Source organism: Solibacillus isronensis (assembly GCF_023715405.1).
Classification (GTDB): Bacteria; Bacillota; Bacilli; order Bacillales_A; family Planococcaceae; genus Solibacillus; species Solibacillus isronensis_B.
Map to the genome: position 1 here is coordinate 1,119,681 of NZ_JAMBOC010000001.1, position 13,793 is coordinate 1,133,473.

Consider the following 13,793-nt stretch of genomic DNA (forward strand, 5'->3'; position numbering starts at 1 on the left):
AGGAGTGCTTGAGTAAATGTTTGTAAATTTGCAATTTGTTGTTTATAGCTTTCATTACTGCCAAAGTAAAAAGCCTGCATTTTCATACAGGCTTTGTTATAACTTTTTGAAATCCCCCAACTCTCGATGAACATCCGCCAAAATCTCCCCGGCCGACCCTTCCAACACTAAATCAAAAGAATAATGTAAGCTCGTGGATGTTTGCTCGCGGTTAATATAGACGAGCTTCCCTTTCGACATGCTCGGCAACTGATTGACAGGGTATACTTCCAAACTTGTGCCGATCACTATGACAAGATCTGCCTCGTGTATTTCGTGTAGCGTACGTTCCCATGCCTCTGTCGGTAATGTTTCACCAAACAGCACTACATTCGGTCGTAATTTCCCCGAACAATATGTGCAAATACTGTTATTCAAAAACTGCTCTTTTCCATGGGGTTTGCCGCATTTTTGACAGCGAATTGACACGATATTGCCATGAAGTTCCGCTACATTTTTACTTCCGGCCTGCTGGTGAAGCTGGTCGACATTTTGGGTTGCGATAAGCGAAACAAGTCCGCGCTTTTCGAAGTCCGCCAATATTAGATGTCCTTGATGGGGTTTGCAATTGACCAATGCGGTAATCCTCATCTGGTAAAACTCACGGAACTGTTCATAGTTCTTTTGCAGACTTTCTGTAGAGGCAACAATACGTGGATCGATATTTTGCCACAAGCCTGTTGACGAGCGAAAATCCGGTATGCCCGATTCAGTCGACATCCCCGCACCTGTCAGCACGACCGTACGATTCGATTCTTTTATCAAGTGAGCCAGTGTTTCAGCCGTCATTTCGATTTCCCTCCATCTCAATTTCATTCACAACTTCCAGCAATGTATTCGTAAAAAGTGCAAAACGTTCAATGATATGCTCTTTTAAAATATGCTCATGTTCTGCGTGAATACCGTCCCCAACTAGTCCAAGACCATCCAATGTTGGCGTGTATAACGACGTGAAATTGCCGTCGCTTGCACCGCCGACTGACGCTTCATCTACATCAAAACCAAGTTCCTCCGCCTCTTCCTGCGCAATTTCGAACAATTCTTCGCTGTCTTCATCACGTTCCATCGGCGGCCGGTTAACTCCCCCATCGATTTCGATTTTCGTACGCTGATCATATGGTTTAAGCTCTTCAAAATAATCGTCGATACGTTCCTGCTCTGTGCGAGTAACCGATCGGACATCGACTCCTACGTGCGCTTCATCAGGTACGACATTCAGTTTACCGCCGCCCTGAATCATACCGACATTCAGCGTTGTCCCCTTCTCGTAATCGTTGAGTGCATCAATATTCAGGATTTGCCTTGCTGCTTCCGTAATCGCACTGACACCATCCCGCGGATTATTGCCCGCATGCGATGCTAACCCTCGAATGTTCAGTAAATACCTGGATGTCCCTTTCCGCGCAATTTTCAGTTCACCCGAAACAGTAACAGCAGGCTCCAATATAAAAGCCGCCACCGACTTTTTTGCTTCTTCTTCGATTAGCGCTCTGGATGTAGGGCTTCCAATTTCTTCGTCGCTGTTCAGGAAAAAAACAACCCGCCGCTTCAAAGGTAGATTCATTTTTTGAACATATTTAAAAAACCAGATAGCACTGACGAGACCTGATTTCATATCCAAAATACCAGGACCAAAAATTTTATCTTCTTCCTCCCGGTACGGTAAAGCCCCTTTATCCCAAACGGTATCATAGTGACCGATCATTAAAATCTGTTCGGTTCCTTCGCCCATTTCAAAGCGGAGATGATTGCCGTTATGCTCCATCGCATATTCCGTTGCCTTTACATGAAAATAGTCATAAAACATCGACTGTAGTACATCTTTGCATAGATCAAGCAACTCTTTGTTTTGCGAAGGTGAATCGGCTAATACTAAGCGTTTAATATCATCTTTTATATCCTTTTCATGCAATGTAAAAAAATCGAATGCTTCCATAACAACGCCTCCTTCGTTTTCTATACCCAAAAATGCCTAAGTGACATTCACTTAGACATTCGAAGTGGGAGACTTTTTGCTCCCGGCAATTGATAAATAGGCGACAAATACTAGCATTAATAAAATACCGACATACTGCCAGTTATACAATGTCGCACCGAGCCAGACAACGGAAATCGCCATTGCCGTCAACGGTTCGAAACTCGATAAAATACTCGTTTCAACTGGTGATATGTATTTCAGGCTTGTTAAAAATAAAATATAGGCGAAGGATCCCAAAATGCCCGTAGCAATAATGATGACTACATTTACCGGTTCCAGCAGCAACAGCCATTGCCCCGGTTTCCAAAGCTGTCCCGTTACCGAAAATATAAGCCCGCCTATGATCATACCCCAGCCGATTATAATGATTACCCCTACTTCAGCCATTAACCGAGCAGGATACAGTGTATAAAATGCATACGTAAATCCTAACAGCAGTCCCCATACAAGCGCTTCATTGCTTACAAGTAACCCAGAAACCGAGCCATTTGTCAGCAATAGAAACAGCCCGACAAGCGTACCGCAAATACCGATCAGTTGACTGCTTGGTGGAAGAACCTTCCCAATAATCGATGTATAAATGACGATGAAGATGGGCGCTAAAAACTGCAGTAGTGTTGCAATTATCGCATTGCTCACTTCAATCGACTTTACAAACGTAAATTGTAACCCTACCATTCCGATTACACTGAAAACAAGTAATTGTACGGAATGGTTCCGGTTTTTCCAAATGGAGAATATCGATTTTTTCTGCATAGCTGCAATGCCAAGTATTAAAATGCCTGCGATCGTTAATCGTACTGCAAGCATAAACTCTGCGGTCATTGCTGTATTTTGCAGGAGCCATTCCATCATTGGACCGGTAGCCCCCCAAAACATCGAGCCTACTATTATCATCGCTATGCCTTTCAATCGTTCCACAACTACTACCTTCTTCCAACGTTCTAATCATAATCAAATTTTATCATGATTCCATTGTCGGGAATATAGTATTTATTATTTGATTAGCTCAATCCAGCCACTTTCTTTAATCGTTACACGGGGTGATGCATACTTTGGGGGTTCGTAGGAAAATACGGTTTTATCAAAATCATCCTTTACTACAAACACATTTAAAAACTGTATTTCATTAATTAATTTTCGGATATGTGCCTTATCATACATATCGCTTTTTTCATTCATTAATATCAGCAGTTCATTCTTTATACTCAATACGTCCCGTTCATTTGCTCTGCGTATAACACTTTTCGGCATTTTAAGAAATTCGTCGATTTTCATTAAGTTCTTTTCCATCTTTGTCTTCCCTTCCCTCATGGCAATACTTGTGTAAATCTTCTTTTGTTGTTATTTACCCAATTTCACCAAATTCACCCCTAATTAATCACCAAGAGGAAATTTTAGACCGCTTATTTGCCTAATATAACAAGCTTTTAAATTGAATGTTAATTCGTATTTTTGAATATATATTTATCGAATATTAGGTGTATGCCACAATAGATGGTAGCCCCCAACCCTCCTATAATTGAAAATATTAAAAGATTGGCATTTCAAAAAAAGTAAAGGGCGTTCGGAAAAATGATAAAAGGCATCGAGCAAAGGTTGCTCGATGCCTGTAAGAATAATGTATTGATTACATGCTCTTTAATTTTTCATATTCAAGCTGTAATTGTTCAATACGCTTACGACCTTCTTCACGATTGCGCACTGTTTCTGCCTGAATTTGTTTTGTTTCTTCAATACCGGAAATGATCGTTTTCCACGTTGTTTCGATCGTTTCGACTTTGATGCTCGGACTGCCTGCCTGACGCGCAATGTTCACTGAATTTTGTCGCACATTTTCCGCGTTTCGTACAAGCATTTCATTTGTTCGACGGTCCAGTTCAGCCATCGAATCGGAAACAAGCTTTTGTCGCTGCATTGTAACGGCATGGATCAGACCTTGTTTGAAAATCGGAATTGTCGTCACGAATGCTGAGTTGATTTTTCCGATCAAATGGTTGTTCCCTTGCTGCATTAAACGAATTTGCGGCGCTGACTGGAATGAAACTTGCTGTGCCATTTCAAGATCGTAGCCTCGTTGCTCCAGTAACTCGATTCCGCGTGTAACCGTTTCAAGCTCCATAATTGCTTCATGGTCACCGGAATCCGCTTTCGCTGACAATGCCGGCAGTTGCTGTCGTAAATCATTTACTTTAATATCGATTGCCGCAATATGCTCGCTTAACGTATGGAAGTAGTTTAAGTTCTCATCATACATTTGTTCCAGCTGCACCGTGTTTTGTTTCATTTCCACTTCATACTTCTGAATTTCGTTATAAACGACATCGACTTCTTTGTTCATCGTGTCATATTTAGATAAAATGCGCTCCAATTGCTCCTTGCTTTTTGAAAACAGTTTTTTCAGGAAGCCTTTTTTCTGCTCCTCCTGGAAATCCTGGGGATCAAAGCGGTCCATAATTTTATTTAAATTGTTTAGTAGTGTAGTTGATTTTTCCAAATTGCTTTGTTTAATTGTTGCAAGCATACGATCTGAAAACGTTGAAATGCCCTGAGCCGTTTCTTTACCGAATTCGAGAACCGCGATTTGGTTTTTCACGTCAATTTTTTCTGCAAGCTGCTGAACTTGCGGCTGTTGTTTTAATTGTTCCTGACGCTGACGGATTTGAGAAAGCTCCTGTTCCGAAACAAGTTGTTTTTGCGGTTGTTCGACTATATCAGTCGTCGGTGCCGGCTCTTGCTCAGCTCGTTTATTTAAATCATCAAATAATGGATTTTCAGCCATGTTCGATTCCTCCATTCTATGTATTACTAGTATTTACGTAAATTTTGATGAAAAGTTTCATGTTGTTGCTGCTAATTATAACGCAAAACATTGTGAATATTCTAATTTGAGGCTACCCAAAAATAAATGCATCGCTTTCAGACAACAAAAAATGCCCTTTTATGCGCAAAAGGGCACTTTTTGTAAGTCTACTATTGGGGGAGAGACTTCACACCCACACAAGCTTTGCATGAGTCTAAAGATAAATTACCCCAAATCGTTCAACCTAAAACACTTTTTTATATTTCCAATGATTTTTTTCGAATCGGTTTTAAAATCAAACCAACTGCAAAAATACAGATGGCAATGACAACTGCCGAGTAAAACAAGCCTCCATAGCCGTTTTGTGCCGCCATGACTGTTACTTCATTGACAGAATTCAAAATGACTTCCTTTAATGTCGGATCCTGAATATTTTGGACGACAGTCATCATTTGGTCTTCGGAAAACTGACCGCCCGCCGCGAACTGACTGCCCACTTGAGCAAGTTCCGCAGTTGCCTGTTCCGATAAATTCGCCTGTTGTACATTTTGCTGCAAAATTCCTTGAAAATCGTTTTTAAAAATCGATGGGATTTCGCTGAATCCGCGTGCGATAAATCCTGCATATATTGTCGGCGCAATCGTCATCCCGATTGTTCGGATTAACGATAATGACGCTAGAGCAGTCCCTTTATTTGCTTCGAGTTTTTCCGTCGCCAATATGTTCAGTGGTGCTCCTAGAAGAACTCCCATGCCGACACCGCCAATTACGGATGCAATAACAAACTGCCATTTGGCATCAATCCATGTCGGGAACAGGAAAAAGCCAATTGCAGCAACGAGACCTGAAAACAGTACTGCTAAAACCGGGCCACGCTTATCAACTAAAATACCGCCAACCGCTGCCCCAATACCTGCAGCTAGTGCAAATGGTGTCATCCAGTACCCAGCATGCTCGGATTTAATGCCCAATACTTGTTCTGAAAAGGCCGGAATGAAAATCATTGCCGCAAGCATCGCACCTGAAAGAAGACCTAGCAGCAATGTCAGTAAATAAGTCGGCTGACGCATTAATGCCACCGGTAAAATCGGGTCCCCTCCACGGCGTTCAAGACGTGTTTCATAGAAATAAAGGATAATAAGTACGATAATGCCAGCTAGCAAATACGGATATACTGTTGGTTCGATAAGAGAGCTAAAGAAGTTGATGCCCTCAATATTTGTCAGTCCGTACATAATCCCTAAAATTGCGACAGAAAGTAGGACCGTACCCGTCATATCAAGCTTGCCGGGTGCTGCGTCTTTCGTTTCTTCCAGTTTGAGAAAACCCATGATGACAAGGAAAATTGCGATTGGCACATTAATTAAAAACAGCCAATGCCAGCTGCCTGTCAGATCCAAAATGACACTTCCGATATTCGGACCTAAAACAGCGGCAACCCCATTCATCCCGCCAAGTAATCCTAATGCTTTCCCCTGCTTTTCTGCTGGCAGTGTACTCACGACATACGAAGTACCGATAATAAAAATACCGCCTCCGCCCATCGCCTGGATAAAGCGGGAAATTAAATAAAACGTAAAGTTCGGGCTTAGTGCAACGAGCAGTGAACCTAGACCAAACAATGCAATTTCAACAATAAACAGTTTTTTTCGACCATAACGGTCCGAAAGTTTCCCTACGATCGGAACACTGATAGCCAAGCCAAGAGTATACAACGTGACACCCCAAGCTCCCCAGTTTGCTTCAACATTAAACGAGCTGTTGATCGTAGTGAGAGCTGCACTGATGATTCCATTATCGAGTGCCGCCATAAATACGCCAAGTGCAAATAACGTAAGCACCCATGTTTGTGAAGTCTTCGCATTCGTCATAAAAAGACACCTTTCTTTTTAAGTTACCTATTATTATACTGCTAATTTTGAAATTGACTAAGTAAAAGTACCAAAAAAAGGAACAAAAATGCCCTGTAAAAATTTTTACAGGACATCCATTGTTAAACTAATAGCTGTTTCGCATTTTGGATTTGAAGTGCCACTTGCTCAAAACCTGTGCCGCCCAATGAATTACGTCGGCTCACAGCAGCTTCCGGTGCAAGTACTGCATAAATATCTTCTTCAATTAATGCAGATTCTTTCTGCATTTCTTCCAATGGCAAATCCAGTAGGTAGATTCCTTGCTGAATACATGTAAATACAAGCTTCCCTGTTACTTCATGCGCTTCACGGAACGGCATTCCTTTTGTCGCCAAATAATCCGCAAGCTCTGTTGCATTCGAAAAGTCTGAATGTACCGCACTGTGTAGACGCGCTTTATTGACCGTCATCGTACGAACCATACCTTCGAAGATTTTCAGTGAGCCTAATACCGTTTCCATCGTATCGAACATGCCCTCTTTATCTTCCTGCATATCTTTGTTATATGTTAACGGCGTACCTTTTAAAACTGTTAACAGCCCCATTAAGTTCCCGTAAGCACGGCCTGTTTTCCCGCGGATCAGTTCCGCCATATCGGGGTTTTTCTTTTGTGGCATAATGGATGAACCCGTTGAGAACGCATCATCCAGCTCGATAAATTTAAATTCATCTGTCGACCAAATAATAATTTCTTCCGCAAAACGTGATAAATGTGTCATTAATAGTGCTGAATTCGATAAAAATTCGACGATAAAGTCACGGTCACTTACCGCATCCATTGAATTGGCATATACTTCAGCAAAGCCAAGCAGTTCAGCCGATTTTAGACGGTCGATCGGAAATGTTGTTCCTGCCATCGCCCCGGCACCTAACGGTAAAATATCAATGCGTTTTATCGATTCTGTAAAACGCTCTTTATCACGTTGCAGCTGCCAGAAGTACACCATTAAATGGTGGGCAAAACTAATCGGCTGCGCACGCTGTAAATGCGTGTAGCCAGGTGCAATCGTATCCACATTCTGCTCCGCCTGTTCGATAATCGTTTTTTGGAAATGTTCGATTAAACCGATCACTTCAGGTACGCGTTTCTTCAAAAATAAGTGCATATCTGTTGCGACTTGGTCATTACGTGAGCGCCCTGTATGCAGCTTCCCGCCAACAGGACCGATCAGATCAATCAGCATTTTCTCAAGATTTAAATGGATGTCTTCATTTGAAACTGAAAACTCCAGTTCACCTGCTTCGGCTTTTACTTTTAATTGTGCCAGACCATCCAGAATTTTCTCGACATCTTCTTTTGGTAAAATATTTTGTGCTCCAAGCATTGTAACATGCGCTACAGATCCTTCAATATCTTCCAATACTAACTGCTGATCAAAGCCAATCGATGCCCCGAACTCGTCAACCCAGCTTTCTGCAGACTTTTGGAAACGACCGCCCCATAATTTTGCCATAGTAGTTTCACTCCTCAACTTTTGTTCCTCATAATAGAAGAAGCGACTCGGGTTCCGAATCGCTCACTTCATTAACCGTATATCTAATTATTTATTTACTGTTTGTTTTGTGCTTTTTGCTACTTCTGATGCTACAACTGTTGGCATACCCCATAATTCGATAAAGCCTACAGCTGAAGCGTGGTTGAATTGGTCATGTTTAGAATATGTCGCCAATTCTTCAGAGTATAGAGAATTTGGAGATTTACGTCCTTCAACAATCGCATGACCTTTGTAAAGTTTTACACGAACTGTTCCGTTTACATACTTTTGCGTTTCTTTTAAGAACGCTTCTAGAGCTGTACGGATCGGGTTGAACCAAAGACCGTTATAGATAATTTCAGATAGTTTTTGTTCAATGATTGGTTTGAAATGCGCCAATTCTTTTACTAATGTAATATCTTCTAATTCTTTATGCGCTGTTAATAACACTTTCGCACCTGGAATTTCGTATACTTCACGAGATTTAATACCAACTAGACGGTTTTCAACGTGGTCGATACGGCCGATACCGTGTTCACCGGCAATTTTATTTAATTCTTGAATTAAGTCTGCTAGTTTCATTTGAATTCCGTTAATTGAAACAGGTTTTCCTTCAATAAATTCGATTTCAACGTATTCCGGTGTATCTGGTGCTTCTTCCAATGAAACCGTTAAACCGTATGCTTCTTCTGGTGGTGCAACCCAAGGATCTTCCATTACGCCAGCTTCGTTTGCACGGCCCCATAGGTTTTGGTCAATCGAGAATGGTGAATCGAGTGTTGCAGGAATTGGAACACCGTGTTTTGCTGCATATTCGATTTCTTCGTCACGGCTCCAGCCCCACTCACGTACAGGTGCTAATACTTCAAGATCCGGATTTAATGCTTTAATTGATACTTCAAAACGTACTTGGTCATTTCCTTTACCAGTACAACCGTGTGCTACTGCATCGGCATTTGTTTCATTTGCGATTTCTACTAATTTTTTAGAAATTAATGGACGAGATAATGCAGAAACTAATGGATATTTTTGTTCATACCAAGTGTGTCCTTGTAATGAGATTAATGCAAAGTCTTCTGCAAACTCATCTTTTGCATCGATCATATATGATTCAACAGCACCTACTTGAAGTGCTTTGTTACGGATAAATTCTAAGTCCTTACCTTCACCAACATCAAGACATACTGCGATTACGTCCCAACCTTGTTCTTTTAACCACGGAATTGCTACTGATGTATCAAGACCACCTGAATATGCTAATACGACTTTCTTGTTCGCCATGTTAATTGCCCCCAAATGATGTATGTTTATACATTGAATTAATAGTTTATACACGAATAGTAACACGTTATAAAAATAAACGCAACTGCATTTATATAAATTTTTTCACTTTTTGATACAATCTAAAAACATTCATTCCGGAAGTTTTCACAAGCTCTCGTTCATGCATAAATATGCTATTAATTGCAGCAGATTTCAAAAGAGAGCATTTCAATTTTTATGATTAAAAATCGAATGCTCTCACACTTACTTCTTATTAAAGAATCCTTTGCCGACAAATTCTACAAGTGCTGGCGCTACCGCATACAATTTACTCGTTACACTCATAATACGAGGCAGATTCACTTCGCGCGGACGCTTCCCGATTGCATGGACAACTTCTTTCGCGACTTTTTCAGCCGGTAACAGAAATTTCCCTATTGCTTCTTTATAAGCGTTCGTTGCATCGGCTTTTTGAATAAACGGTGTATCAATCGGTCCCGGATAAATTCCGGTAACGTGTATATTGTATTCCGCCAGCTCCAGACGAAGTCCATTCACAAAACCGGTAATTGCATGTTTACTCGCTGCATAAACACTCGCTTTTTTCGTAGCGACCTTGCCTGCCTGTGAGCCGACAAAGATAAAATGACCATTCTTTCTTTCAATCATTGCCGGTGCCAAACGCTTCGCCAAGTATATCGGCGCACGAACATTTACATCGAGCATCTGGTCGATTTCCTGGTCTGCCAAGTCAACTGCACTTTCAAAATAGCCCAGTCCGGCGTTTAAAATGGCGATGTCGATTGGTGGTAGTTGCGATACGACTTCATCTATATGAGATGGAATTCTTAAATCCGCTTTAAAGGCGACCGCTCCTATCCCATTTAAATAGTTAATGGCACTGTCATTTCTGCCGGTTGCATAAACAGTATGACCTTCTTTTACAAGCAATTCTGTAATGATGCGTCCAATACCGCTTGTCGCACCTGTAATAAAAACTGTTTTTTTCATAGCTTCCCTCTTTATCCGTTTATTTTTATGTATATAAAAACTAGTAAATGATTATTTACTAGTTTGGGTAATGCCGAATAATTCACTTAAAATGTCTTTCGATACGAGCACATCCGCCAATGTATAGGTATCAAGCACAGCCAAATACGCTTTTAATGCTTCCTGTAAAGCAAATTTCAGCCTGCACTCCGGTGATATTTTACAAAGGTTTCCTTCCGGATTGAAACATTCTACAAGGTGAAAGTCATCTTCTGTTTTACGGACAACATCACCGATATTGATTTGTTCAGGTTCAAGTGCCAGACGAATGCCGCCACCGCGTCCGCGAATCGTTTCAATATAGCCATGTTTCCCTAAATCATGGGTTACTTTCATTAAATGGTTTTTGGAAATCTGATACGCATCTGCAATTTCCTGAATCGTAACTAAATTTTCTCTGCCCCGTACACCTAAATACATGAGCGTACGTAAAGAATAATCTGTATATACTGTTAACCGCACGCTGTTCACCATCTTTCTTCAACTTAAGTATAACATTTTAAATAAAATGTTCGAATAGAACGGCTTATGTTTATCGATGAATTCATTATAATGTTTTGTGTCCATTTTGTTAAAGATGTATTTTTGATATATCTTTGTGACAGATCTGTTAAAGATGTATTTTTAATATTGCTTTAAGTTTTTTTTAGCAGTATATTGATGGTGCAAGAAATAAACAAACCAATTTCGAGGGGACGTGCACTATATGTTAGCACAACAAACAATTAATATTATTAAATCAACAGTACCTGTATTGGAGGTACACGGATTAGCAATTACTAAAACTTTCTATTCAAACCTTTTCAGAGAAAACCCTGAATTATTAAATATTTTTAACCATACAAACCAAAAGAAAGATCGTCAGCAAACAGCTTTAGCAAACACGGTTTATGCAGCAGCAGTTCACATCGATCACCTGGAGGCAATCGTTCCGGCTGTTGTTCAAATTGCCCATAAACATGTAAGTTTAGGCATTTTACCGGAGCATTATCCGATTGTCGGCAAGTATTTATTAGAAGCGATCAAAGAAGTTCTAGGAGATGCGGCGACAGATGAAATTATCGACGCTTGGGGTAAAGCTTACGGAGTTATTGCAGATGTATTCATTTCTGTTGAAGAAGATTTATACACAGCAACAGAAAATGCTGGAGGCTGGCGCGCATTCAAAGAATTTACAATTGCAGAAGTTGTGGAAGAAAGCGAAGCAGTAAAATCATTCTACTTAAAACCAGTTAACGGCGAGAAACTGCCTCCATTCAAAGCTGGACAATTCATTACATTGCGCACACAAGTACCTGGTGAACAATACTTAATGAACCGCCAATATACATTAACAGACGGTTCGGAAGATTATTTCCGCATTTCTGTAAAACGTGAAGATGATGTAACACCAAACGGAATTGTTTCAAACTTCCTGCACAAAGCAGAAATCGGTACAAAAGTGGATGTTAGTGCTCCTGCAGGTGTATTCACATTAGTGGAAAATGATAGCCCAGTTCTATTCATCAGCGGTGGTGTTGGTGTAACACCATTACAAGGGATGCTAAAAACAATTGAAGGCCGCCAAGCATCATTTATCCAATGTGCACGCAATGAAAATGTAGCGGCATTTAAAGAAACAATCGAAGAAAACGTTGCAGCGACAGACGGTAAATATAAAGCGGTATATTCAGATTTAGACGGCTATATTACAAAAGGGCAAATCGAGGAATTCCTGGTGCCCGGTACAGAAGTGTATGTATGTGGTCCAACAGTATTCATGGAAACTGTAATCCAATACTTAGTTGAGCTGGGTGTACCTGCTGAGAAAATTCATTATGAATTCTTCGGTGCAGCGATGGCGTTGCAGATTAAGAAAACGGCTTAATTTATTATGAAGGAGAAATGGCCAGTTTCCGGTAACCATACCGGGGACTGGTTTTTTGTTTTCCTCCCCTTTCACTACTATTTACTTACTATGTTTCTAATAAAGTGGTGAGATGTTCTAATAAACCCGAAAAGGTTCTAATAAAACACCGATCTTCTAATATAAGTCGCCGATGTTCAAATAAGTGGTCGAGGTCTTCTAATAAGCTGCCGAGAACTTCTAATATGTTAGCACCACTATTAAAAAATTTCATCTTAAAATTAATGAGTCCGGTGTAATACCGGACCCATATTTAAAACAGGCTGATAAACGTTTCCGCAATTAACGGATCAAAATGTTTACCTTTGTTATCCTCAATAAATGCCAATGCTTTTTCTTCAGGCCAGGAATCTTTATACGGTCTGCGCGTCGTTAACGCATCAAACACATCGACGATTGATACGACTCTTGCTTCAAGTGGAATCTGCTCGCCTTTTAACTGGAATGGGTAGCCCGTTCCATCCCATTTTTCATGGTGATACAAAATAATATTTTCTGCCACTTCCATACTTTTTATAAAATCATAATTGATTTCCTTCGACATTTTGTTAAGAATGTCTGCCCCTGTCAACGGATGCATCTCGATTATTTTTCTTTCATAAATGGACAATGCACCCGGTTTATATAAAATTCCTTCTGGCATACCCGCTTTTCCGATGTCATGCAGTATGCTGGAATGAATCACATTGTTAATATAATTAGATTCTAATTGAAGGTTGTTTTTCTCATTGTGTGCCTTCAGAAGTTTTTCCGTCAATGCCTGAACTCTTAGTAAATGCTCTTCCGTTCCGGGATCACGGATTTCACAGGAGATGGCCAGCACTTTCAACAGCTCTCTCTGCACTTCTATCATCTTGTCTTCCGATAAGTATAAGCCCTCTTCCAGCTGTTCTAACGCGCGAAAAACTCCTATATAAAACCATTCATCCTCAATTTTGAAAGGCGTAATGGTAATAGATGAATGCCAAAGTTCCCTGGATTTCTTTCGATTCACAAAAATTCCTGACCAAGGGATATGCTGCTTTAATGAATCTTTCATTGACCGATACGTTTCTTTACTCGTAAGGTTCGATTTAATAAAGCCCGCTTTCACACCGATGATTTTATTTCTTTCAAAGCCTGTTACCTCTTCATATGTATCATTAACAGCTAAAATAATATGATCACTGTCTGTAATCAGTACAGCATCACCCAATTCCAAAAAGCTTTTTAATTGGAAAGGTAACTGCAACATCGTTTTCATAAACAGCCTCCTGCTTCATTTTATTTCTTGTATAACATTGTGCAGACTCGTTATGTATGCATATGGAAATATTATACTGATAAAATAAAATTAATGCGCTCCCGTTATTGGTTATTAATTACA

General features: G+C 40.4%; 12 protein-coding genes. 1 reads left to right on the forward strand and 11 read right to left on the reverse strand.

The window, feature by feature from the left end; genetic code table 11:
- Positions 1-96 precede the first annotated feature (96 nt).
- From M3166_RS05745 to M3166_RS05790, 10 genes are all read right to left on the reverse strand, one after another.
- Positions 97-828: an NAD-dependent deacylase gene (locus M3166_RS05745; RefSeq protein WP_251688185.1), complete on the reverse strand. Its 732-nt coding sequence runs from the start codon at positions 826-828 to the stop codon at positions 97-99.
- Positions 818-1,975, reverse strand: coding sequence for a M20 family metallopeptidase (locus M3166_RS05750; protein WP_251688187.1), 1,158 nt, complete (start codon positions 1,973-1,975; stop codon positions 818-820). The genes M3166_RS05745 and M3166_RS05750 overlap by 11 nt, the downstream gene beginning before the upstream one ends.
- A 51-nt stretch (positions 1,976-2,026) precedes the next feature.
- Positions 2,027-2,938: a DMT family transporter gene (locus M3166_RS05755; protein ID WP_251688189.1), complete on the reverse strand. Its 912-nt coding sequence runs from the start codon at positions 2,936-2,938 to the stop codon at positions 2,027-2,029.
- Between the two features lie 75 nt (positions 2,939-3,013).
- Positions 3,014-3,310, reverse strand: coding sequence for a hypothetical protein (locus M3166_RS05760; protein WP_079526514.1), 297 nt, complete (start codon positions 3,308-3,310; stop codon positions 3,014-3,016).
- Positions 3,311-3,647: 337 nt separating this feature from the next.
- Entirely contained in the window at positions 3,648-4,799 is a 1,152-nt protein-coding gene (locus tag M3166_RS05765) for a toxic anion resistance protein (RefSeq protein ID WP_251688191.1), read from the reverse strand.
- 278 nt (positions 4,800-5,077) lie between these two features.
- The gene (locus M3166_RS05770; protein WP_251688193.1) at positions 5,078-6,691 is read right to left on the reverse strand and encodes an MFS transporter; all 1,614 of its coding nucleotides are present in this window, start codon (positions 6,689-6,691) and stop codon (positions 5,078-5,080) included.
- 122 nt (positions 6,692-6,813) lie between these two features.
- Complete coding sequence (gene argH / locus M3166_RS05775) at positions 6,814-8,187, reverse strand: argininosuccinate lyase (protein ID WP_251688195.1); 1,374 nt, start codon at positions 8,185-8,187, stop codon at positions 6,814-6,816.
- Between the two features lie 87 nt (positions 8,188-8,274).
- On the reverse strand, positions 8,275-9,489 hold the full coding sequence (locus tag M3166_RS05780) for an argininosuccinate synthase (protein ID WP_251688197.1): 1,215 nt from the start codon (positions 9,487-9,489) through the stop codon (positions 8,275-8,277).
- 246 nt (positions 9,490-9,735) lie between these two features.
- Positions 9,736-10,482: an SDR family NAD(P)-dependent oxidoreductase gene (locus M3166_RS05785; RefSeq protein ID WP_251688200.1), complete on the reverse strand. Its 747-nt coding sequence runs from the start codon at positions 10,480-10,482 to the stop codon at positions 9,736-9,738.
- 51 nt (positions 10,483-10,533) lie between these two features.
- The gene (locus M3166_RS05790; RefSeq protein WP_251688202.1) at positions 10,534-10,983 is read right to left on the reverse strand and encodes an RrF2 family transcriptional regulator; all 450 of its coding nucleotides are present in this window, start codon (positions 10,981-10,983) and stop codon (positions 10,534-10,536) included.
- A gap of 244 nt (positions 10,984-11,227) precedes the next feature.
- On the opposite strand from M3166_RS05790, the gene hmpA reads away from it, so the two are divergent.
- Positions 11,228-12,388 carry an NO-inducible flavohemoprotein gene (gene hmpA / locus M3166_RS05795; protein ID WP_251688204.1) on the forward strand — a complete coding sequence of 387 codons (1,161 nt, stop codon included), beginning with the start codon at positions 11,228-11,230 and terminating at the stop codon, positions 12,386-12,388.
- 292 nt (positions 12,389-12,680) lie between these two features.
- On the opposite strand, the gene M3166_RS05800 is transcribed toward hmpA, so the two are convergent.
- On the reverse strand, positions 12,681-13,670 hold the full coding sequence (locus tag M3166_RS05800) for an HD domain-containing phosphohydrolase (protein ID WP_251688206.1): 990 nt from the start codon (positions 13,668-13,670) through the stop codon (positions 12,681-12,683).
- Positions 13,671-13,793: the final 123 nt, after the last annotated feature.